Raw genomic sequence first — 21,039 nt, forward strand, 5'->3', positions numbered from 1 at the left:
CCACAGGGAGGAAACGCATGCTCAGAGAATTCATCAAAACCGCAGCGGTGGCCACATCGCTGGTGGCGGCGTCCGCCATGGCTGCGACAGCCGCCGATTATACGCTGCGCGCAACCGCAAATTCGAACGAAAACGATGAGGATTATGACGGTCTGATCGTCTTCAAGAACTATGTCGAATCTGCCTCGAACGGCGCGATCGAGGTCGAACTGTTCATCGGCACACAGCTCTGCTCGAACGGGGCCGAATGCTTGCAGGGCGTGGCAGACGGCACCATCGACATCTACATCTCGACCTCGGGCGGTGCCTCAGGCATCTTTCCTTACGTGCAGGTTCTGGACCTGCCTTATCTGATGGCCGATGACCGCATTGCCGAGCATGTCCTGTCGGGCGATTTCACCCGCACAATGCGCGACATGGCGCTTGAGGACTCTGGCGGCGCAATCCGTCTGATGACCATCGGCAACACAGGCGGCTGGCGCAACTTTGCCAACACACAGCGCCGCATTGCCGAGCCCGCGGATATGGAAGGTCTGAAAATCCGCACCGTCGTCGCCGACCTGCCGCAGGAACTGGTCAAGGCGCTGGGTGCGTCGCCCACCCCGATCCCGTGGCCGGAACTGTTCACCAGCTTCCAGACCGGTGTCGTTGAAGGATCCAAGAACGGCATCACCGACATCATGGGCATGAAATTCCCGGATGCGGGCCTGCAATACGTAACGCTGGACGGCCACGCCTATATGGGCGCATTGTGGTGGATGAACAACGCCAAGTTCCAGGAGATGCCCGAGGATCTGCGCCGCGTCGTGGTCGACGGGTTCTATGCCCTGCAACAGGCCACTTTCGCCTCCCCCAAGCGCAAGTCGATCCAAGCCTATGAAGATTTCGTCGCCGGTGGCGGAGACCTCTATGTGCTGACACCCGATCAGAAGGCTGCGTTCAAAGAGGCCGCAACGCCAGTTTATGATTGGTTCCAGTCCAACGTTGCGCGTGGCGACGAGATCTTTGCTGCACTGACCGAGGCGGTCGCGGCGGCTGAGGCGGACGTCAACGCCGCTCGTGATGCGGATCTGAAGTGAACGGTTGGGCCGGGCTTTGCGGCCTGGCCCTCACCGAAACGGGTACATCCACCCTTTGTAGTCGTTGACCAGAACATGCGCCTTTTCAATCTGCTGCGGCGACATTTTCTTGACCACTTCCTCAAGGCTGATCGCCGCGTCGGGGTCGCCGCCAATGGCGCTGAGCGTGTACCACATATACGCACGCACCAGATCGGGCGCGGGCATGCCCAGACCCAATTCATAATACCAGCCAACGCCCGACTGCGCCCCCGGATGCCCCTTCATCGAGGCGCGCAGATACCATTCAAAGGCTCGTTCGTAATCCTGCTCGACCCCCAAACCCAGCCCGTACATCACGCCGATCAACTCTTCAGCCTCGGCGTTGCCCGAGCGCGCGGCTGGAAGAAGTTCCTCGCGCGCGGCTGCAAACTGTCCGGCTTCCATCATATCGCGGGCTTGTTCCAGTTCGGACAGAGCCGGAGACGCAAATACGCAAAGGGCAAAAACAAGCTGGCGCATGGGATCGTTGCCTTCTTCTGGGTCGGGGCCGCTGTAGCACAGGATTTGCCGCGCCCGCTGACCGATGATGACTTTATCCCCTTTGATATGAAACAGGCCGCCATCGGTCATCAACTGTTTTACGACCCGATCCTGTCAGGCAACCGCAACATCGCCTGCGCCCATTGTCACCACCCGGATTTCGGCACTTCGGACGGGTTGTCGCTGGGCATAGGAGAAGGCGGGCAGGGGTTGGGGCCGGACCGCACACCCGGCACCGGGGCCGACAGAATACGCAAGCGCATCCCTCGCAACTCTCCGGGCCTGTGGAATCTTGCGGCCAAGGACATACACACCGTCTTTCACGACGGCAGGCTGAGCATTTCCGACGTCTACGGCAACGGCTTCAATTCCCCGGCGCAGGAGTGGCTGCCCGAGGGCCTGAACTCCCTGCTGGCGGCACAGGCTCTGTTCCCCCTGACCTCACAATTCGAGATGGCGGGCAATGTGGCCGAAAATGAAGTCACAGGCGCGGTGCATGATCGTATCGACAAGGGCTGGCCCATTCTGGCGAAACGCGTCCGCACCGATCCTCGCTATGGTCCGGCCATCGTCGCCGCCTTTGATGAGGTCGAGACGACCGAGGACATCATGATCACGCAAGTCGCCAACGCTCTGGCCGCTTTCATGGCGATCGAGTGGCGTAGCACTGACAGCCCGTTTGACCACTATCTTGCGGGCGACATGAATGCCCTTTCACCTGCGCAAATCGAGGGGATGAGGCTGTTCTACGGAAAAGCCCGCTGCTCCGCCTGCCACCGCGGACCGCTCATGTCAGATCAGAAGTTCCATGCACTGGGCTTGCCACCCTTTGGGCCGGGTCGCACCCGGCAGTGGGATCCCTTCGTCCGGGATGTCGGCCGCATGGGTGAAAGCAACCGCCTTGAGGATGCCTACAGGTTCCGTACCCCGATGCTACGCAATGTTGCCCTGACCGCGCCTTACGGTCACAATGGCGCTTTCCCCGATCTTGAAAGCGTCATTCGCCATCATTTGGATCCGCAGGCCAGCCTAGACAAATGGACCCCTCAAATGGCTGCCTTACCCAAGGTGCCATGGTTGCAAAAAACGGATTTTCTGGTTTGGCAGGACCAATATGAAATGGCACGTCAACGCAAGAAAATTGATATTGATCCGATCCAGCTTGCGGAATTGGAAATCGAAAACCTGATTGCTTTTCTGCATTCGTTGACAGGTCGCAGCGTAGACTCTCCGATATTCGGTGTGCCGAAAGGATTTACTCCTTAGGGTCAGGATGCATTGATTTTCAAAGCGCTGCATGATTCACGGTTCGAAAAACGGAGCGGTGATATGAGCGACCTTTTCTGGCTGACTGACGAGCAGATGGCCAAACTTTCCCCTTTCTTCCCGCGGTCGCATGGCAAGCCACGGGTCGATGACAAGAGGGTGCTGAGCGGGATTATCTTCATCAATCGCAATGGGTTGCGGTGGCGTGTCGCTCCCAAAGAATACGGACCGCACAAGACGCTTTATAGCCGGTGGAAGCGTTGGAGTGAGAAAGGTATCTTCGCTCGGATGATGGTCGGCTTGGCAGCCGAACACGGCGAGGAAAAGACCGTGATGATCGACGCGACCTATCTGAAAGCACATCGTACCGCGACCAGCATGGCCGCGAAAAAGGGGGGGCGTGGCCGTCTGATTCACTGCACGGCAGGCGCATCCGAAGGATGCTGCCGAGAGGGGGCCGAACCAAGGGCGGCATGAATACCAAACTGCATGCTATCTGTGACAGCCAAGGGCGACCGATCAGCCTTTTTGTCACCGCTGGCCAAGTCAGTGACCACATCGGTGCGCGAGCGCTACTGAGCAGTATTCCAGATGTCGACTGGCTGCTCGGGGATCGTGGCTATGATGCAGACTGGTTCCGAGATGCGTTAAAAGACAAAGGGATACGCGCCTGCATCCCAGGTCGAAAGCAACGCAAGACAACCGTGAAGTATGACAAGCGCCGATACAAACGGCGCAACCGTATTGAGATCATGTTTGGTAGGCTCAAGGACTGGAGGCGCGTAGCGACACGTTATGATCGCTGTCCCAAAGTCTTCCTCTCCGCAATCGCACTCACAGCAACCGTCATCTATTGGTTTTGAATCCTGACCCTAGGTCCGTTTCGAACCGATCCTCAACGGCATTATCCGTCCCGGTATGTCGACCTCGCCAGATTGGTATCGCTTGGGGTGTCCTCACACTCGACTCTTAATCTGCCTCACTCCACAAGGATTTTGAGACGCAAACTTGTATTGCCCTCCTTCCGAGGCCCACGCATAAGCGTGGGTTTTCGTTTTTCTGGATGTAAGCTTGACTTGGGTTGTGTATTTGACAGCAACGACAGAAATGTGATCCGCGCCGGAAGCCGGGCTTTGCACAGTGCGCGTATCTGCGCGCCGTCGGATAAATTAAGCTGAAGACCGTGGCCAAGCGTTCGCAATTTACGACCCCAATGATGGGCTGAGCCGCAAACCTCCAATGCCAGCCACTCAGCGTAGGACCGTCTATCATAAATGGGAGTGACTTGGTGCGCTTGATTTCCTTATTAAGGATCCGCCGCTCGGTGGCTAAAACGCAGTGTACCTGAAAAACGTCCTTAGCCAGATCCAGACCTACATTTCTTCTCCGTAATTGGATGGCTCCTCTCTTTGCAGTCGATAACAACTGCACTTTGGCGCGTTCGATGCCGACGAAGGAGGAACTATCCACCTCATCCGGTAAGGATCGATTACTTCAAAAAGAGCGTTTGAAGTAGCAGTAATTCAGACTGCGAGAAGTAACTTTTGTTGGCGGAAAGGTAAGTTAACTGGTCAAAAGGCAAAATATCTCTGCATTTGACAAGTTGATTTCATTGGTCGGAGTGAGAGGATTCGAACCTCCGACCCCTGCCTCCCGAAGACAGTGCTCTACCAGGCTGAGCTACACTCCGACCGTGGCGGGTGATCTATACGCGGCGGGTCTGATGCGCAAGAGGATTCTGTAATGCGACTACCCGAATCTTTCGATCTCAACACCCAAAAATATATGGCAGCGGACCAATGGGCACGGAACCCGGTGATCTAAGCAGGTCGCCATGTTTATGGTTCGCAAAAACGAGCGTTTACATGTTTGCGTTCTGCTGTTGACCGGCGCGCACAGTGTCCGCCAACTTGTTCACCTCCCCCCCCGCCGGGCAGGTCGCGATGGCACCGGTGTTAAAACGTTGGCTGGATGACAGGCTTGTTGAAAGGCAAGGGAATCGCAACCTTTTGCGGTGGAAACCCTGTGGTTTCTTTGTCCGCTTTCGCCCGCGCAGCCATCGTCATCAATTGGTTGTAAAGCGTCCCAGGCAATCACGGCAAGGGATCTGTTTTGTACAGACGAATTTTGGTTCCACCATGGTCGACGACCGGTCCTGGCGCCAGCAAAGGCAGGCGTGTGGCCCGGGCAAGCCCCGGAGCGCTGGTGATCACGCCGACCCGCCATCCCTGGAACCGGTTCATCAGGGTTTTGCCCATCGCGCCATAGACCGAGCGCAAGCGTCTTTCGTCACCAATTCGCGCCCCGTAGGGCGGGTTCACAATGACCAGCCCCGCAGGACCTTCGGGGGGTTTTATGTCGCTGACGGAACGCTGTTGAAACCGTGTCACGGCACCGACTTGGGCCCTTTCGGCATTGGCAGTCGCCGCGTCAACCGCGCCCGAGTTGCGATCCGAGCCGTAGAAGGTAAGCGCGCATTCCGCCGCCTTCGTTTCCCGTCGCATTTCCTGCCACTGATCAGGGTCAAAGCCCGCCAGGTCCTCGAATGCAAAACCGCGGGAGCGGCCAGGGCGCAGACCCAGAGCGATCTCGGCGGCCTCGATCACGAAGGTACCCGATCCGCACATCGGGTCCAGTACGGGTTCATCGCCCGAGTAGCCACATTCTTTCAGGAACATGGCGGCCATTGTTTCGCGCATTGGGGCCTTGGCAATGGCTTCCTTGTGGCCGCGTTTGTGCAACAGCTCGCCGGAACTGTCGACCGAGATCGTGCAGATGTCTTTTTCGATTCGAAGCAACACCCGAAGGTTTGCCTCGGATGAAATCGAGGTGCCCAATGTTTCGGATATTGCCCGCTCGATCCTCTGACGAGCTGCACCGGCGTGATAAATTCTGGATTTGCGGCTGATGGCTTCCACCTTGACCGGCACGTCAGGACGCAAAACGGTGCCCCAAGGAAATTTCCGAGCACGTTTGTCCAATTGGGCAAGGTGCACGGCGGGGAAGCTGCCCAGTCGCACCAGAACCTTGTTGGCGCCGCGCAATGTCAGGTTGGCACGCCAGACCTCGGGCCATGAACCCCGGCATGTTACCCCGCCGGGTACAGTTCTGACCTGCGCGAATCCGTTGAATTGCGCCTCGTCACCAAGAGGCGCCTCGAGGCCCGGCGTGGCAACCAGAAAGATTTCCAAATCTGTGTCTTTTTCCATTCCGGTTGCTTACACTGGAACCTTGGTGGGCGCGATATGCAATTATACGCCATGGATTCAGAAGAAATGACCGATCAATCGCAGGATTGTGTGGTTCATCCTCAAGTTTTGGCGGTAACAGGTTTGCGTTTATGACCTTCCCCGCGTAAAGGGTCCTTGATCGGAAATACGCCTGCGGATTTTGGACCGTTTTCGACGCTTTTGCGACGGAGGCTCGGAAAAACCGCGCTATTGCATGACCCCGAAAGGGCGTTAGCAGAGCTGGCGCAGAAAAGAGGCTTGGAAGAACGTAGCAACATGCAAACTTTCAAACTGAAAAAGGGGCTGGATCTGCCGGTGGAAGGCGCTCCTGACCAGACCATTCACCCGGGCCCGGAATACGCGACCGTTGGCGTCCAGGGCGGTGACTACATCGGCCTGAAACCCAAGATGCTGGTGCAGGAAGGCGACAGCGTCGTACGTGGCGCGCCGTTGTTCTGTCACAAGGACGCGCCTGACGCGATGATGGTCGCACCGGTAAGTGGCAGGGTCGTCGCGATCAACCGTGGTGCCCGTCGGGTGCTGCAAAGCGTCGTGATCGAAGTGACAGATGTCAATGACACCGGTGTTGATTTCTCGGGCATAGGGGATGCCGACAGCGCCGAAGGCGTGACGGCCAAGCTGTGCGCCGCCGGCCTGTGGACGTCGTTCCGCACGCGCCCCTATTCAAAAATGCCGAACCCCGGCGTCAAACCGGATGCGATCTTTGTCACCGCCATGGACAGTGACCCGCTGGCCGCTGACGCTGCCACGATCATTGCTGAGGCGCCCGAAGAATTTACCGCCGGTTTGGCGGCAGTCAGCACATTGACCGAGGGCAAAACCTATCTTTGCCAAAAAGAGGGTGACACGATACCCGGCGCAGATGTCGCCGGTGTCGAAGCTGCATCTTTCGCAGGCCCGCACCCATCGGGGCTGGCCGGAACGCATATTCACTTCCTCGAACCCCTTGCAGGCGACAAGCAGGTCTGGACCATCGGGTATCAGGATGTCATCGCTATTGGTCGCCTGATGCTGACCGGCCATCTGGATCCGAATGTCGTGATTGCCCTGACGGGGCCGGGTGCGCGTCAACCACGTTTGATCCGTACCGTGATGGGCGCATCAACTGACGATCTGACCCGCGACGAAGTCGATGTGGACGGCACGCCCCGCATCATTTCGGGTTCGATCCTGTCGGGCCGGCACGCTGAGGGCCCGACCGCCTATCTGGGCCGGTTCGCGCGTCAGATCAGCATCATCCGTGAAGATCCCGATCAAATCCCGTTGGGCTGGATTCGTCCGATGCCGTCGAAATACGCGGTCCAGCCTGTATTGGGTTCGGCATTCGCCAAGAAGCTGTATGCCTTCACGTCCAATCTGAACGGCGGGCGTCGGGCCATGGTGCCCACAGGTGTTTTCGAAGATCTGATGCCGCAGGACTATCTGCCCACTCAGTTGCTGCGGGCGCTGCTGGTAATGGATACGGACACTGCCCAAGCCCTGGGTGCGCTGGAGCTGGACGAAGAGGATCTTGGCCTTGTGGGCTTTGCCTGTCCGGCAAAATATGAATACGGGCTGGCGCTGCGCGACTGCCTGATCAAAATTGAAAAGGAGGGCTGAGCCGAATGGGTTTGCGCAGCTTCTTTGACAGGATCGAGCCGAACTTTACCAAGGGCGGCAAGTACGAAAAGTACTTCCCCATCTACGAGATGGTGGAAAGCTTCATCTACACTCCAAAAACCGTGACCACGGTGGCGCCGCACGCGCGGTCCTATGTGGATATGAAGCGGATCATGACCTATGTCGTGATCGCGACGATCCCCTGCATCCTGTGGGGGATGTGGAACACCGGCTATCAGGCAAACTCGGCGATTGCTTTGCTGGGTCCGGAATCGGCCACCGGCTGGCGGATTGCTTTGTTGCAGATGTTCGGGATTTCGCTGGACCCGTCCAGCATTTTTGCCAACGTCATGCATGGTCTGATGTATTTCCTTCCGATCTACATCGTCACGCTGGTCGCGGGCGGTATCTTCGAGGTCATCTTTGCCACCGTGCGCGGCCATGAGGTGAACGAAGGCTTCCTAGTTACATCAATGCTTTACACGCTGATCATGCCTGCTACGACGCCCCTGTGGCAGGTGGCATTGGGCATCATCTTCGGCGTTGTGATCGGTAAGGAAGTGTTCGGGGGCACCGGCAAGAACTTTCTCAACCCCGCGCTTGTGGGGCGGGCGTTTTTGTATTTCGCCTATCCGGCGCAGATGTCGGGGGATGCGGTCTGGACACCCGTTGACGGGTTCTCGGGCGCAACTGCATTGGGCGTGTCTGCGGCCGAAGGCGTGCAGGCGCTGGCCGCTGAAGGCATCACCTGGTCGAGCGCGTTTTTCGGCACCATTCAGGGCAGCTTTGGCGAAACATCGACACTGGCCTGCATGATCGGTCTGGCTTTCCTTCTGATGACCAGGATCGCCAACTATCGCCTGATTGTGGGCTGTCTGGCGGGCACCATCGGCTTTACCCTGCTGCTGAACCTGATCGGATCGGATACCAACCCGATGTTCGCGATGCCATGGTACTGGCATATCGTGTTGGGCGGTTACGCTTTCGGGCTGGCCTTTATGGTGACGGAACCGGTTTCCGCCAGCCACACCAATGTAGGGCGTTATATTTATGGCGCTCTGATCGGTGTCATGGTCGTGATGATCCGCGTGATCAACCCGGCTTTCCCCGAAGGCATGATGCTGGCAATCCTGTTCGGCAACGTCTTTGCACCGCTGATCGACTATTTCGTCGTGCAAGCCAACATCAAACGGAGGGCGCGTCGCCATGTCTGATACGCAATCCCCAGATCAAAACGAGGCACCCAAGGGCGCATTAGCCAAATTCCTGGCGGCGTCGCCGGATTCTGTTGGCAAGACGATCTTCATCGCCGTTGCCGTCTGTCTGGTCGCCTCGATGGTTGTGTCCGCGGCCGCAGTCAGCCTGCGCCCGGTGCAAGAGGCCAACCGGCTGCAGGACAAACAGGTAAACGTTCTGCAAGTTGCGGGCGTGTTCGAGCCGGGCATCGACGTGACAGAGGCTTTTGCCGCCTTCGAACCACATGTGCTGGAGCTGTCCACAGGCACCTTCGTCGATGATCAGTTTGATCCGACCACATTTGACGACATCGCCGCCGCTAGCGATCCTGAGCTGAGCGTCGCGTTGGACAATGACCCCGCCGGTATCGGCCGCAAATCCAAATACCGTGTTATCTATCTGCTGCGCGATGATGCAGGTGATCTGGACAAGGTGGTCCTGCCTCTGCACGGATACGGCCTGTGGTCGACGCTCTATGGATTTATCGCGCTTGAAAACAACGGCAACGATATCTACGGCCTGCAATTCTATCAGCATGGTGAAACTCCGGGTCTTGGGGCCGAGGTGGACAACCCACGCTGGAAAGCCCTGTGGAACGGGAAAAAGCTGCGCGACGAAGCAGGTGATCTGCAAATCACCGTTGCCAAATCGCAGCCCGCAGCCGGGCCAGATTTCTATGTGGATGCGTTGGCGGGGGCCACGCTGACGTCGGTCGGCGTCGATAACCTTGTGAAATTCTGGATGGGCGATGCGGGCTATGGTCCCTTCCTGGCCAAACTTCAAGCAGGAGAGATTTGATGTCCCAGACCAAGAAAGAGATGCTGGTCGACCCGCTTGTCGACAACAATCCGATCACATTGCAGGTGCTGGGCATCTGTTCAGCACTTGCGGTGACATCATCGTTGCAAGTGTCGATGGTGATGGCGCTGGCGGTGATCTTCGTGACCTCGTTTTCGTCGTTCTTCATTTCGTGCCTGCGCAACCAGATCCCCGGTTCGATCCGGATCATCGTTCAGATGGTGATCATCGCGTCGTTGGTGATCTTGGTGGACCAGATCCTGAAAGCCTATGCTTTCGAGATTTCGAAAACCCTGTCGGTTTTCGTCGGCCTGATCATCACCAACTGCATCGTGATGGGCCGCGCCGAGGCGTTTGCGATGAAGAATCCGCCGGTTGCGTCCTTTATCGACGGAATGGGCAACGGCATGGGCTATGGTCTTATCCTGCTGCTGGTCGGCTTCATTCGCGAGCTGTTTGGCGCGGGGTCGCTGTTCGGCGTTACCATTCTGGAAACCGTCAACAATGGCGGCTGGTACGTGCCCAACGGCATGCTGTTGCTGCCGCCCTCGGCGTTCTTCATCATCGGTCTGATCATCTGGGCCTTCCGCACCTGGAAGCCGAACCAGGTGGAAGAGCGTGAATACAAAATTCAGCAGGTAGAGGCCCACTGATGGAAGGTCTGATCTCACTGGCCGTAAAGGCCATCTTTGTCGAAAACCTTGCGCTTAGCTTCTTCCTGGGGATGTGTACCTTCATCGCCGTGTCCAAGAAGATTTCGACAGCGCTGGGTCTGGGGATTTCGGTCATGGTCGTGCAGGCCATCACCGTGCCTGCCAACAACCTGCTGCTGAACTACTTGCTGAAACCGGGCGCGCTGGCCTGGGCCGGGTTCCCGGATGTAGACCTGACCTTCCTTGGCCTGATTTCCTATATCGGCGTGATCGCGGCGATGGTTCAGATACTCGAGATGGTTTTGGACAAGTATTTCCCACCGCTTTACAACGCGTTGGGGATCTTTCTGCCACTGATCACGGTGAACTGCGCCATCCTTGGCGGGTCGCTGTTCATGGTGGAGCGTGACTATAACTTTGCCGAGGCGGCGACTTATGGCTTGTCTTCCGGTTTTGGCTGGGCACTGGCAATCACCGCAATGGCCGGAGTCCGGGAAAAGCTGAAATATTCAGACATCCCCGATGGTCTGCAAGGTCTGGGCATCACTTTCATTACCGCAGGTCTGATGGCTATGGCCTTCATGTCCTTCTCGGGCGTGAAACTGTAAGGGGGCGTTGATGGAAACCTTTACCTTAGGCGTAGCTCTTTTCACCGTAATCGTTCTGGCATTGGTGGCCATCATCATGGCCGCCCGATCCAAGCTGGTATCGACCGGAAACGTCAACATTACGATCAACGGCGAAAAGACCATTTCCGTTCCGGCAGGTGGCAAGCTGCTACAGACGCTGGCTGCCGAGAAGCTGTTTGTCCCTTCGGCCTGCGGTGGCGGCGGCACCTGTGCGCAGTGTCGGGTGCGGGTGCATTCGGGGGGCGGATCGATCCTGCCGACCGAAGAAAGCCATATCACGAAACGTGAAGCGTCATTTGGTGATCGCCTGTCTTGCCAGGTGGCGGTCAAGCAGGACATGGATATCGAAGTTCCGGAAGAAGTCTTCGGCGTCAAGAAATGGGAATGTACCGTTCGGTCGAACGAAAACGTAGCGACCTTCATCAAGGCGTTGATCCTGGACCTGCCCGAGGGTGAGGATGTGAACTTCCGCGCCGGTGGCTACATCCAGATCGAAGCACCTGCACACCAGTTGAAATACACGGATTTCGACATTGAAGAGGAATATCGCGAGGATTGGGATCGCTTCAATCTGTGGCAATATGAATCGGTGGTGACCGAACCCATCGAGCGCGCCTATTCGATGGCCAACTACCCGGACGAAAAGGGCATGATCATGCTGAACGTCCGCGTGGCCTCGCCGCCGCCGGGGTCCGAAGGCATTCCGGCGGGTCAGATGTCGTCTTACATCTTCAACCTGAAGCCGGGTGACAAGGTCACCATTTCAGGCCCATTCGGCGAGTTCTTTGCCCGCGAAACTGACAAAGAGATGGTCTTTATTGGCGGCGGCGCCGGTATGGCACCAATGCGCAGCCATATCTTTGATCAGCTCAAGCGTCTTCAGAACCGCAACCGCAAGATCAGCTTCTGGTACGGTGCGCGGTCTAAGAAAGAGATGTTCTTTGTCGAAGACTTCGACAGTCTGGCTGAAGAATTCGACAATTTCGAGTGGCATGTGGCCTTGTCGGACGCGCAGCCCGAGGACAATTGGAAAGGCTATACCGGCTTCATCCACAACGTATTGTTCGAAGAGTACCTCAAGAACCATCCCGCGCCTGAGGATTGCGAATACTACATGTGTGGTCCGCCAATCATGAACCAGTCGGTCATCAACATGCTGCTGGATCTGGGCGTGGACCGCGAAGACATCATGCTCGACGATTTCGGCGGCTAAGGAACAAAAAAGAACCGGCGTTGAAGACGCCGGTTCTTTCATTTGGCGGTAAGCCTGCGTTATTTTCCGTAATACTCTCGATACCACGCGACGAATTGTGTGATACCGTCTTTCAGATCTGTCTGGGGGCGATAGTTCGTCAGTCTTTGTAGCAGCCGATTGTCCGCCCAAGTGGCATGAACATCACCCATCTGCATCGGCATGAAATTCTTGATCGCCTTCTGCCCCACGGCCTGTTCGATGGCTTCGATGAAATCCATCAGGCGCACTTTTTCGCCGTTGCCGATATTCACGATGCGATAGGGCGCGACGGGCGACAGGCTGTCTCCGTCCTCGATATCCTCACGGCTGGCTGGCCGCACTGGAGGCACATCGATCAGCAATCTGATGCCGCGTACAAGGTCCTGGACATGGGTGAAATCCCGGTACATGTCGCCGTGATTGTAAATGTCGATCGGGCGACCATCCAGGATGGCGGCGACAAATTTGAAATACGCCAGATCCGGTCGTCCCCAGGTGCCGTAGACGGTAAAGAAGCGGAACATGGTCGTCGGCAAATCCCACAAATGGGCATAGGAATGCCCCATCGCCTCATTCGCCTTTTTTGTCGCGGAATAGATGGTAAGCTGGGTGTCGGCTTTTTCCGTCTCGGTGAAGGGCATGTCCTCGTTGGCACCGTATATCGAAGAGGTCGATGCCATCAAAAGATGATCCACCTTATGTTGCCGTGCAATTTCCATCACGTTGAATGTTCCAACGACATTCGATTCAACATAGCTGCGGGGATGTTCCAAACTGTGTCTCACACCGGCCTGAGCCGCCAGATGAACGATGACTTCCGGCTGAAATTCTTCGGCGACCTGCATCAACCGATCAAAATTTTCCAACCGATCCTCGGTTGCCGTGAACCCGGGTGTCTGAAGCAGAATTTGATGCCGACGCTGTTTCAGGACCACATCATAGTAATCCGTCATCCCGTCGTATCCATGCACGCGGAACCCTTCCTCTAACAGCCGCTTTGCCAGATGGAACCCGATGAACCCCGCAGAGCCCGTAATCAAAACCCGTTTCATAGAACCCTCAAAACGCCCTGCACGATCATCGCTGAACAAAAGGTTCTTCCCGTGATGCCGGGTCAAACATTTTGAACTGCGCCGAAGGTCATATCGAACATCCAGACGTCATTGGTCAACTCTTTGCTGATTCAATCAGATGCTCATTGCCGCCAATGGGCGAGAAGGATAGGGATCAACGTGTATGATTACGAACTGGATCAGACGGTGGTTCGACCGCACGGCGGGGCGGACAACGAATGCAGTGTCTTGCGACATCGCTCCGGCCGAGAAAGTGACGGCCGTGGGCGATATCCACGGTCGTCTGGACTTGTTGCAGGCGTTGTTGCCCAGACTGGACGATCAGAGCTTGCTGGTCTTTGTCGGAGATTACATCGACCGAGGGCCATACAGCGCGCAGGTGCTGCGCCACCTGTTTCACCTGAGCGAGACGTCAGGAGGACGCGTTCAGTGTCTTCTTGGAAACCACGAAGAGTTTCTGTTGCAATTCCTGGAGGTGCCGGAAGGCAACGCCCGGCTCTGGTTTCAAAATGGGGGTGTGCACACGTTGGCGTCTTTCGGGCTGAAACCGCCCGCGGATATCGACAACTACCAGCAGGTTCGAAAACTGGCGGATGATCTTCGCCTGAAGATGGGGGAAAGCCTGATCAACTGGCTAGCTGACCGGCCTTTGACCTGGACTACCGGCAACGTCACATTCGTTCATGCGGCGCTGGACCCCCGACATCCGACTGAGGCCCAGGATCGCCAGATTTGCCTCTGGGGACATCCCATGTTTCCCAGGCTGGCCCGCAGCGATGGCCAATGGGTGGTGCATGGCCACACCATCGTGGACCTGCCCCGGATCAGGAACCGGGTGGTATCGATCGACACGGGCGCTTTCGCTTCGGGTCGTTTGACAGCCGCCGAGATCAACGCCGGAAGTGTTCGGTTCACCTCGACCGGATGAACAGTGGGCCTTTAACCGACGATCATTTGCTTCATGCGAAGCGCTTCATATTCCAACTCTTTGAGACGGAAGTGGACAACGTCTCCGATCGTGATGACGCCGCACAAATGACCGTCGCGCAGCACCGGCATATGGCGAAAACGGCCCTCGGTCATTGTTTTCAGAACTTCATTCAGCAGATCATCCGGTGTGCAGGTCTTAACATCCTTGGTCATGAGGTCTTCGACCGATTGCGGAAGGGTCTGGCCGGGTGTGTCTGCCATGCGCCGAACGATGTCGCGTTCTGACAAAATCCCCTGCAATGCCCCGTTCTGATCCGTCACGAGAACAGCGCCGATCCGTTTTTCCTTCAGCGTGTTGACCACGGAATGGATCGTGTCATTTGGCCGCACCGAAAACACCGCGTCCCCTTTACCTTCAAGCAGCCTGGCCACGGTTGTCTGCGAATGCGACAGGTTCGATTCCGCAGACTGGCTGTACGTCGTCTTGTCAGCCTTGTCGCCACGCGAAGGCGACTGGTAAGAGGTTGGAGCCATGGGCAATCTCCTTGTGGTTCTTGCAAAGTCTTTCCCTTTCACCTTAGCGCAGCTAAACGACCTGTATAGGGTGCAATTGCGCCGATCGGCAAAAACGCAGGCCGGAAAGGACGTTCAAGCCATTGAGTGAACTCTATCTTACGCCACCCATAGCGGCATTGATCTTCTTTGCCGTTGTTGTTTGTGGCCACAATTTCCGCATGGCGTGGAAGCAACAGCCGCCGGGTTGGCAAAAACGTGCGTGGTTGTTCGGCGTGCCGGCGGGGGTCGGCCTTTTGGTGCTGGGTTTCCTGCCGCTGAAGATGTGATCGCAGTTTGACTTTGGCGGGGGCCACTGGCATATGCCGGGCACAGAATTTCCCGGAGATCGCCGATGCGTCTTTTGCCTTTACTGGCCGTTGCCACTCTTCTTTCCGGCTGTTTGTTCGACAAAGAACCCGAGGTGGTTCGTCTGTCGGGCGAAACAATGGGCACGACCTTCAACATAACCGCGATCGGCGAAGATCTTGATGAGGCCGCATTGGCCGCGGCTGTCGAAGAGACGCTGGCCGAGGTGAACGCCAAAATGTCCAATTGGGATCCAGAATCCGAGGTATCCGTCTTTTCCGCTTCAACTAGCACAGCCCCCGTTCCGGTCTCGGACGAACTCGCACTGGTCCTTTCGGCCGCCAATGACGTGCACGAAAAAACCGGTGGGACTTTTGATGTAACTCTGGGCCCGCTGATCGAACTTTGGGGCTTTGGCCCACGCAAGCCCGAGGATCCAGTGCCATCGGATCCCGAAATCGAGGCCGCGTTAAGCGGCGTCGGGCAGGCCCGTTTGCTGACGCTCGACACCGAAGCCGGCACGCTGTCGAAGGCTGATCCGCAGGTGGGCATCAACCTGTCGGCGATCGCAAAGGGCTATGGCATCGATGCGGTTGCCGGCGCTTTGCAGGATGCTGGTATCGACGATTACCTTGTCGAGATCGGCGGTGATCTTGTTGCCAAAGGCAAGAATGAGCAGGGCGAAGCCTGGCGCATTGGCATCGAAAAGCCTGAAACGGGCGCTCAGAGCATTCAACTGATCGTTTCCCTGGATGATCGCGGCATGGCCAGCTCGGGCGACTACAAGAATTTTTTCGAACAGGACGGTGTGCGGTATTCGCATATCATCGATCCGACAACGGGACGCCCGATCACACATCGCACGACTTCTGTCACGGTTCTTGCGGAAAACGCAATGTTGGCGGATGCCTGGGCAACGGCCATGCTGGCTTTGGGTCACGAGAAGGGAATGGACATTGCGGAAAAGTATAAACTTGCCGTGTACTTCATTTCGCGGGATGTGACAGGCGGCGAAGATGCCTATATTACGTCGCACAGCACCGCGTTCAAAGACGCTTTGGGAACCAACTGACAGGCAGGAACCGAGATGAGCACTTTTATTCTGGCCTTTATTCTTTTGGCGCTTGTCATGGTCGGTATGTCATTGGGTGTCATGCTGATGGGGAAGACCATCAAAGGCAGCTGCGGCGGCCTGAATGCGATCTCGGGCGCCGATAAATGCGTTGTGTGTCAAAAGGATGTCGACCCGGACAGCCCGCTGCGCGATCAGTTGCAGTGCAAACGGGCCAGGAAGATGCTGGAACAGATGGAACATCAGGCCTGAAGCAAGTTTTGCTTCGCTCTGCGAACGGAAGTGGCTAACTAGGTCCCCATGACTTTCGGGGAGGCGCCGCGTTGGCCAAGGCAAAGAATATCCTGTTCATCATGTTCGACCAGCTGCGCTGGGATTATCTGAGCTGTTACGGGCACCCACATCTGCATACTCCGAATATCGATCGTCTGGCCGCGCGCGGTGTCCGCTTTGACCGGGCCTATATCCAATCGCCGATTTGCGGCAGTTCCCGTATGTCGACCTATACCGGGCGCTATGTGCATTCCCATGGGGCTTCATGGAACAACATTCCCCTCAAAGTGGGTGAGATCACGTTGGGCGACCACCTGCGCAAGGCGGGAATGGATTGCTGGCTGGTCGGCAAGACACATATGGCCGCCGATGCCGAGGGGATGGCCCGTCTTGGGTTGGAGCCCGACAGCATCATCGGGGCCCGCGTCGCGGAATGCGGGTTTGACGTGTTCGAACGCGATGACGGGTTGCGCGCAGAGGGTCCGGACGGGTTCTATGACCCGGACGGGGCAAAGAAATACAACCATTACCTAGCAGACAAGGGGTACGAGAGCGACAATCCGTGGCATGATTTTGCCAATTCCGGTCTGGATGCCGATGGCAACGTGCTGTCAGGGTGGTTCCTGAAGAATTCATCCGAACCTGCAAATATCGCGGAAGAGGACAGTGAAACACCATATCTGACCACCCGTGGAATCGAGTTCATGAACAGCCATGACGGACCATGGTGCTGTCACCTCAGCTACATCAAGCCTCACTGGCCTTACATCGTGCCGGAACCTTACGCTTCGATGTACGGGCCTGAACATGTCGTGCCCGTGGTCCGCTCGGAAACTGAGCGAACGAATGCCCACCCCGTCCTGAAGGCCTTCATGGACACCAAGGTCGGGCAGGCATTTTCACGAAAGGATGTCCGCGAGGCGGTGATCCCAGCTTACATGGGGCTGATCAAACAAGCGGATGACCAGATGGGTCGCCTGTTTGACTGGATGAAGAAAACCGGGCGGATGGACGACACGATGATCGTGCTGACCTCAGATCACGGTGATTTTCTGGGCGACCACTGGATGGGTGAAAAGACCTTTTTCCACGATGCCTCAACCAAAATGCCGCTGATCATTTATGACCCATCACCCGAAGCGGACGTCACGCGCGGCACCACCTGCGACGCGCTGGTCGAGTCGATCGATCTGGTGCCAACGTTTCTGGAACTGGCAGGCGGCGAAAAGGCCGGGCATATTCTCGAAGGGCATTCTCTGCTGCCGATCCTGCATGGTCAGTCCGACAAAACGCCCCGACAGGTCGCGATCTGCGAGTATGACTATTCCGCGTCCCCCATCGCGCAGCGGCTGAACGTACCCGTTCGTGACGCGGTGATGTTCATGGTCGCGAATGAAAAGTGGAAGCTCATCCATTGCGAAGGCGGGTACAGGCCGATCCTGTTCGATCTGGAAAACGACCCCGATGAACTGGTGGATCTGGGTGACAGCGCGGACCACTCGGATATCATCGCGCAAATGTACGATCACCTGTTTGCCTGGGCGCGGCGCCCGTCACAGCGCACCACCCGGTCCGAACAGCACTTGATCGATATGCGGACCCGAAGCGGGGGTACGGGCATCATGATCGGTATCTATGATGAAAACGACACGCCGCTGGAACTGACGGTCAAGTATCGCAACCGCAAGGCGAAGCCATACACGCGTTACCTCAAAGACTAGTCTCGTCCGGGTTGTCACCGATAAAACCATGATGGCTTTAGGTCGAAAAAATGCAGCGGCTCAATGTCCTCCAGCGATGGGCCGAAGCCGCCAGGCCGTTTGATTAATTCTGCGTAATTTGCCGCAAAGATGGTTCACCCCTTGCCGACCAGACGCTAGAAGAAGACCCAAGAGCAGTAATCGGAGAATTTCAATGCCAACCCCCAAACCCGTTGTTCTGTGCATTCTTGATGGGTGGGGCGTGTCAGACGACACACAGGCGAATGCGCCCTATCTGGCGAACACGCCGACCTTTGACGCGATCATGGCCAAATGCCCGCACGCCACGCTGACAACGCATGGCCCGGACGTAGGTCTGCCCAGTGGGCAGATGGGTAACTCCGAAGTCGGTCATACTAATATAGGTGCGGGCCGTGTTGTGGCCATGGATTTGGGGCAGATCGACCTGGCCATCGAAGACGGTTCGTTCTTTGGAAATGAGGCATTGCAGGCATTCATTTCCAAGGTCAAATCCTCAGGGGGGACGGCTCATCTCATGGGGTTGGTCTCGGATGGTGGCGTTCACGGGCACCTGAACCACATCATCGCTGCAACCAAGGCCATTACGGATGCCGGTGTTCCGGTCGCCCTGCATGCGGTCACGGATGGGCGCGACGTGGCCCCCAAATCTGCGCTGACCTATTTTTCCCAGTTGGAAGAACGGCTGCCCGAGGGGGCACGTGTCGTCACGGTAAGCGGTCGCTATTTCGCCATGGATCGCGATAATCGCTGGGAACGGATCGCAGAAGCTTATGACGCGATGATCAACGGCAAGGGCAGGGCGGCCGACACCGCACATGGCGCCGTGGACCATGCCTACAACCAGTCTGAATCTGACGAATTCATTACGCCGACCGTGTTGCAAGGTTACAAGGGCGTCACCGACGGCGATGGTTTTTTCTGTCTAAATTTCCGCGCAGATCGTGCTCGTGAAATCCTGCGCGCGATTGGTGAACCGGGCTTTGCCGAGTTCGAAACCGGGCCGCGGCCGAAACTGTCGGCGCTGCTGGGCATGGTAGAGTATTCCGACGGTCACAACGCATATATGACCGCGGTTTTTCCGAAACGGGCGATTGTGAACACGCTCGGGGAATGGGTCGCCAAGCAGGGGTTGCGTCAGTTCCGGCTGGCTGAAACCGAAAAATACCCCCATGTCACTTTTTTCCTGAACGGGGGCAAGGAGACCCCTGAAAAAGGTGAAGATCGCTATATGCCCAAATCACCCAAGGTTGCGACCTATGATTTGCAACCCGAGATGTCCTCGGCTGAGGTCACAGCCAAGTTTGTCGAGGCGATCGAACAAGGTTACGACCTGATCGTAACCAATTACGCCAACCCAGATATGGTCGGGCATACCGGCGACCTTCAAGCTGCGATCAAGGCATGCGAGGCCGTTGATGCGGGGTTGACTCAGGTCGTTGCTGCCTTGGAAAAAGCAGGTGGAGCAATGATCGTCACCGCCGATCACGGTAACTGTGAAGTGATGGTTGATCCGGAAACCGGCGGTCCGCATACGGCACACACGCTGAATCCGGTGCCCATAGCTTTGGTCGGAGGGCCAGAGGGCGCGCAGGTGCGTCAGGGGCGGTTATCTGATCTGGCGCCGACCCTGCTTGATTTGATGAACCTGCCCAAACCGCCGGAAATGACCGGAGAAAGCCTGCTGTCATGAGGCTGGCCGCCCTAGCGATTGTGCTGCTTTCAGCTTGTCAGGCCTTTGCCCAGACCGACGCTTCTCGGGCAGCACTGGATGCGGCAAGGATGCTGGAACAGGCGTCGATCTCGCTGAGCGAAGCAGACGGCGCAAGGGACCGGGTGCGGGCGCTGACCAAAACGATACAAGCCTATGAGGCCGGGCTGAGCGCGATGCGGACCGGTCTGCGCAAGGCTGCAACACGCGAAGCGCAACTGAGCGCGCAATTGAGCGCGCGTGAAAAGGACGTCAGGCAGTTGCTTGGCATCTTGCAGACCATCGAAACGACCGCGCCGCCAGTGCTGATGCTGCACCCGTCAGGCCCGTTGGGCGCGGCGCGGGCCGGAATGATGCTGTCCGAGGTCACGCCTGGGCTCAATGCAAAAGCGCAAGCGCTGGCACAGGACCTGCAAGAGGTTCAGACCCTGCGTCTGCTGCAACAAAGCGCCTCGGAAACTTTGACCGAAGGGCTGCGCGGTGTGCAGGACGCCCGCACGCGGTTGAGCGAAGCGATTGCCGACCGCACTGATTTGCCGCGTCGGTTTGTCGAAGACCCGGTGCGCACGGCCATTCTGATTTCTTCGACCGAGACTCTGGATGGTTTTGCAAGCGGTCTGTCAGAGATTTCAGAAGGCGAGATCATTGAAACCGACGCAAGCATCCTGGATCAGAAAGGACAGATTCCCTTGCCGGTGCAGGGCATTCTGCTGCACAAGGCCGGTGAACCGGACGCCGCAGGGGTCGCCCGCGCTGGTCTAGTCATCGGCACCCGTTCCCGTGCGCTTGTAACATCCCCCACTGCGGCCACGATCCGTTATCGCGGGCCACTGCTGGATTTGGGAAACCTTGTCATTCTGGAGCCGCAACCGGGCCTGTTGTTCGTGTTTTCGGGCTTGCAAGAGGTCTATGGTCAACCCGGGCAGGTGATCCCCAAAGGCACTCCGGTCGGCCTGATGCCGGGTGAAACGCCGGAAATCGGCGCAATATTGTCAACAAGCGGTGATGGCACTGGAACTGATCGTCCAGAAACGCTCTATATAGAGGTAAGAGAAGACAACACCCCGGTGGACCCGGAAACTTGGTTTCGGACCGACAAGGATGGATAAACGA

General features: G+C 57.1%; 19 protein-coding genes, 1 tRNA gene and 1 pseudogene. 16 read left to right on the forward strand and 5 right to left on the reverse strand.

All coding sequences use genetic code 11. The features are described 5' to 3' along the window. Positions 1 to 17: 17 nt before the first annotated feature. Complete coding sequence (locus ACR0LI_RS08840; protein WP_152460164.1) at positions 18 to 1,079, forward strand: TRAP transporter substrate-binding protein; 1,062 nt, start codon at positions 18 to 20, stop codon at positions 1,077 to 1,079. A 30-nt stretch (positions 1,080 to 1,109) separates the two neighbouring features. Here ACR0LI_RS08840 and ACR0LI_RS08845 read toward each other — a convergent pair whose 3' ends face one another. After that, on the reverse strand, positions 1,110 to 1,580 hold the full coding sequence (locus ACR0LI_RS08845; RefSeq protein WP_171723832.1) for a tetratricopeptide repeat protein: 471 nt from the start codon (positions 1,578 to 1,580) through the stop codon (positions 1,110 to 1,112). Positions 1,581 to 1,667: 87 nt separating this feature from the next. On the opposite strand from ACR0LI_RS08845, the gene ACR0LI_RS08850 reads away from it, so the two are divergent. Beyond that, the gene (locus ACR0LI_RS08850) at positions 1,668 to 2,867 is read left to right on the forward strand and encodes a cytochrome-c peroxidase (RefSeq protein WP_245223529.1); all 1,200 of its coding nucleotides are present in this window, start codon (positions 1,668 to 1,670) and stop codon (positions 2,865 to 2,867) included. 63 nt (positions 2,868 to 2,930) lie between these two features. Further along, positions 2,931 to 3,730, forward strand: a pseudogene (locus ACR0LI_RS08855) (IS5 family transposase). Positions 3,731 to 4,480: 750 nt separating this feature from the next. Here the strand turns inward: ACR0LI_RS08855 and ACR0LI_RS08860 are convergent. Together ACR0LI_RS08860 and ACR0LI_RS08865 are read right to left on the reverse strand one after the other, a co-directional pair. Beyond that, positions 4,481 to 4,557 (reverse strand) — tRNA-Pro (locus ACR0LI_RS08860). A gap of 403 nt (positions 4,558 to 4,960) precedes the next feature. Beyond that, positions 4,961 to 6,076 (reverse strand): THUMP domain-containing class I SAM-dependent RNA methyltransferase, encoded by a 1,116-nt coding sequence (locus tag ACR0LI_RS08865; protein ID WP_171636244.1) that lies wholly within the window; start codon positions 6,074 to 6,076, stop codon positions 4,961 to 4,963. A 297-nt stretch (positions 6,077 to 6,373) separates the two neighbouring features. On the opposite strand from ACR0LI_RS08865, the gene ACR0LI_RS08870 reads away from it, so the two are divergent. Genes ACR0LI_RS08870 through nqrF form a run of 6 tightly spaced genes read left to right on the forward strand, consistent with a single transcriptional unit; the run spans position 6,374 to position 12,246 of the window. Next, a complete protein-coding gene (locus ACR0LI_RS08870) occupies positions 6,374 to 7,717 on the forward strand; it encodes a Na(+)-translocating NADH-quinone reductase subunit A (protein ID WP_480718362.1) in 1,344 nt (447 codons plus the stop codon). A gap of 5 nt (positions 7,718 to 7,722) precedes the next feature. Next, positions 7,723 to 8,931 (forward strand): NADH:ubiquinone reductase (Na(+)-transporting) subunit B, encoded by a 1,209-nt coding sequence (locus tag ACR0LI_RS08875; RefSeq protein WP_171636240.1) that lies wholly within the window; start codon positions 7,723 to 7,725, stop codon positions 8,929 to 8,931. Continuing rightward, positions 8,924 to 9,751: a Na(+)-translocating NADH-quinone reductase subunit C gene (locus ACR0LI_RS08880; RefSeq protein ID WP_480718363.1), complete on the forward strand. Its 828-nt coding sequence runs from the start codon at positions 8,924 to 8,926 to the stop codon at positions 9,749 to 9,751. Before ACR0LI_RS08875 ends, ACR0LI_RS08880 begins: the two co-directional genes overlap by 8 nt. Next, the gene (locus tag ACR0LI_RS08885) at positions 9,751 to 10,404 is read left to right on the forward strand and encodes an NADH:ubiquinone reductase (Na(+)-transporting) subunit D (RefSeq protein ID WP_152460184.1); all 654 of its coding nucleotides are present in this window, start codon (positions 9,751 to 9,753) and stop codon (positions 10,402 to 10,404) included. Before ACR0LI_RS08880 ends, ACR0LI_RS08885 begins: the two co-directional genes overlap by 1 nt. After that, a complete protein-coding gene (nqrE, locus tag ACR0LI_RS08890; RefSeq protein ID WP_050603817.1) occupies positions 10,404 to 11,012 on the forward strand; it encodes an NADH:ubiquinone reductase (Na(+)-transporting) subunit E in 609 nt (202 codons plus the stop codon). The genes ACR0LI_RS08885 and nqrE overlap by 1 nt, the downstream gene beginning before the upstream one ends. Before the next feature lie 10 nt (positions 11,013 to 11,022). Then, a complete protein-coding gene (gene nqrF, locus ACR0LI_RS08895; RefSeq protein ID WP_480718364.1) occupies positions 11,023 to 12,246 on the forward strand; it encodes an NADH:ubiquinone reductase (Na(+)-transporting) subunit F in 1,224 nt (407 codons plus the stop codon). Positions 12,247 to 12,305: 59 nt separating this feature from the next. On the opposite strand, the gene ACR0LI_RS08900 is transcribed toward nqrF, so the two are convergent. Further along, positions 12,306 to 13,319: an NAD-dependent epimerase/dehydratase family protein gene (locus ACR0LI_RS08900; RefSeq protein WP_480488273.1), complete on the reverse strand. Its 1,014-nt coding sequence runs from the start codon at positions 13,317 to 13,319 to the stop codon at positions 12,306 to 12,308. A gap of 184 nt (positions 13,320 to 13,503) precedes the next feature. Here ACR0LI_RS08900 and ACR0LI_RS08905 point away from each other — a divergent pair, with 184 nt between their 5' ends. Then, entirely contained in the window at positions 13,504 to 14,268 is a 765-nt protein-coding gene (locus ACR0LI_RS08905; RefSeq protein ID WP_209833833.1) for a metallophosphoesterase family protein, read from the forward strand. An 11-nt stretch (positions 14,269 to 14,279) separates the two neighbouring features. Here ACR0LI_RS08905 and ACR0LI_RS08910 read toward each other — a convergent pair whose 3' ends face one another. Continuing rightward, the gene (locus tag ACR0LI_RS08910) at positions 14,280 to 14,804 is read right to left on the reverse strand and encodes a CBS domain-containing protein (RefSeq protein WP_171723828.1); all 525 of its coding nucleotides are present in this window, start codon (positions 14,802 to 14,804) and stop codon (positions 14,280 to 14,282) included. Positions 14,805 to 14,926: 122 nt separating this feature from the next. Between ACR0LI_RS08910 and ACR0LI_RS08915 the strand changes: the two genes are divergently transcribed. From ACR0LI_RS08915 to ACR0LI_RS08940, 6 genes are all read left to right on the forward strand, one after another. Next, complete coding sequence (locus ACR0LI_RS08915; RefSeq protein ID WP_170345279.1) at positions 14,927 to 15,112, forward strand: hypothetical protein; 186 nt, start codon at positions 14,927 to 14,929, stop codon at positions 15,110 to 15,112. A 65-nt stretch (positions 15,113 to 15,177) separates the two neighbouring features. Continuing rightward, entirely contained in the window at positions 15,178 to 16,203 is a 1,026-nt protein-coding gene (locus ACR0LI_RS08920) for an FAD:protein FMN transferase (RefSeq protein ID WP_171636228.1), read from the forward strand. 15 nt (positions 16,204 to 16,218) lie between these two features. Beyond that, positions 16,219 to 16,455, forward strand: coding sequence for a (Na+)-NQR maturation NqrM (gene nqrM, locus ACR0LI_RS08925; RefSeq protein ID WP_152460192.1), 237 nt, complete (start codon positions 16,219 to 16,221; stop codon positions 16,453 to 16,455). 71 nt (positions 16,456 to 16,526) lie between these two features. Continuing rightward, on the forward strand, positions 16,527 to 18,197 hold the full coding sequence (locus ACR0LI_RS08930; RefSeq protein ID WP_480718365.1) for a sulfatase-like hydrolase/transferase: 1,671 nt from the start codon (positions 16,527 to 16,529) through the stop codon (positions 18,195 to 18,197). A gap of 193 nt (positions 18,198 to 18,390) precedes the next feature. Beyond that, positions 18,391 to 19,908: a 2,3-bisphosphoglycerate-independent phosphoglycerate mutase gene (gene gpmI / locus ACR0LI_RS08935; RefSeq protein WP_480718366.1), complete on the forward strand. Its 1,518-nt coding sequence runs from the start codon at positions 18,391 to 18,393 to the stop codon at positions 19,906 to 19,908. Beyond that, positions 19,905 to 21,035: a murein hydrolase activator EnvC family protein gene (locus tag ACR0LI_RS08940; protein ID WP_171636221.1), complete on the forward strand. Its 1,131-nt coding sequence runs from the start codon at positions 19,905 to 19,907 to the stop codon at positions 21,033 to 21,035. The genes gpmI and ACR0LI_RS08940 overlap by 4 nt, the downstream gene beginning before the upstream one ends. Positions 21,036 to 21,039: the final 4 nt, after the last annotated feature.

The organism is Ruegeria sp. CL7 (assembly GCF_056536445.1).

Excerpts from the sequence above, each read along its gene's own strand:
- ACR0LI_RS08840 (WP_152460164.1), top strand. The coding sequence starts at position 18 with ATGCTCAGAGAATTCATCAAAACCGCAGCGGTGGCCACATCGCTGGTG.
- ACR0LI_RS08875 (WP_171636240.1), top strand. The coding sequence starts at position 7,723 with ATGGGTTTGCGCAGCTTCTTTGACAGGATCGAGCCGAACTTTACCAAG.
- ACR0LI_RS08910 (WP_171723828.1), bottom strand. The coding sequence starts at position 14,804 with ATGGCTCCAACCTCTTACCAGTCGCCTTCGCGTGGCGACAAGGCTGAC.
- ACR0LI_RS08920 (WP_171636228.1), top strand. The coding sequence starts at position 15,178 with ATGCGTCTTTTGCCTTTACTGGCCGTTGCCACTCTTCTTTCCGGCTGT.
- ACR0LI_RS08845 (WP_171723832.1), bottom strand. The coding sequence starts at position 1,580 with ATGCGCCAGCTTGTTTTTGCCCTTTGCGTATTTGCGTCTCCGGCTCTG.
- ACR0LI_RS08905 (WP_209833833.1), top strand. The coding sequence starts at position 13,504 with ATGATTACGAACTGGATCAGACGGTGGTTCGACCGCACGGCGGGGCGG.
- gpmI (WP_480718366.1), top strand. The coding sequence starts at position 18,391 with ATGCCAACCCCCAAACCCGTTGTTCTGTGCATTCTTGATGGGTGGGGC.
- ACR0LI_RS08940 (WP_171636221.1), top strand. The coding sequence starts at position 19,905 with ATGAGGCTGGCCGCCCTAGCGATTGTGCTGCTTTCAGCTTGTCAGGCC.
- ACR0LI_RS08900 (WP_480488273.1), bottom strand. The coding sequence starts at position 13,319 with ATGAAACGGGTTTTGATTACGGGCTCTGCGGGGTTCATCGGGTTCCAT.
- nqrF (WP_480718364.1), top strand. The coding sequence starts at position 11,023 with ATGGAAACCTTTACCTTAGGCGTAGCTCTTTTCACCGTAATCGTTCTG.
- ACR0LI_RS08850 (WP_245223529.1), top strand. The coding sequence starts at position 1,668 with ATGAAACAGGCCGCCATCGGTCATCAACTGTTTTACGACCCGATCCTG.
- ACR0LI_RS08870 (WP_480718362.1), top strand. The coding sequence starts at position 6,374 with ATGCAAACTTTCAAACTGAAAAAGGGGCTGGATCTGCCGGTGGAAGGC.
- nqrE (WP_050603817.1), top strand. The coding sequence starts at position 10,404 with ATGGAAGGTCTGATCTCACTGGCCGTAAAGGCCATCTTTGTCGAAAAC.
- ACR0LI_RS08885 (WP_152460184.1), top strand. The coding sequence starts at position 9,751 with ATGTCCCAGACCAAGAAAGAGATGCTGGTCGACCCGCTTGTCGACAAC.
- nqrM (WP_152460192.1), top strand. The coding sequence starts at position 16,219 with ATGAGCACTTTTATTCTGGCCTTTATTCTTTTGGCGCTTGTCATGGTC.
- ACR0LI_RS08880 (WP_480718363.1), top strand. The coding sequence starts at position 8,924 with ATGTCTGATACGCAATCCCCAGATCAAAACGAGGCACCCAAGGGCGCA.
- ACR0LI_RS08865 (WP_171636244.1), bottom strand. The coding sequence starts at position 6,076 with ATGGAAAAAGACACAGATTTGGAAATCTTTCTGGTTGCCACGCCGGGC.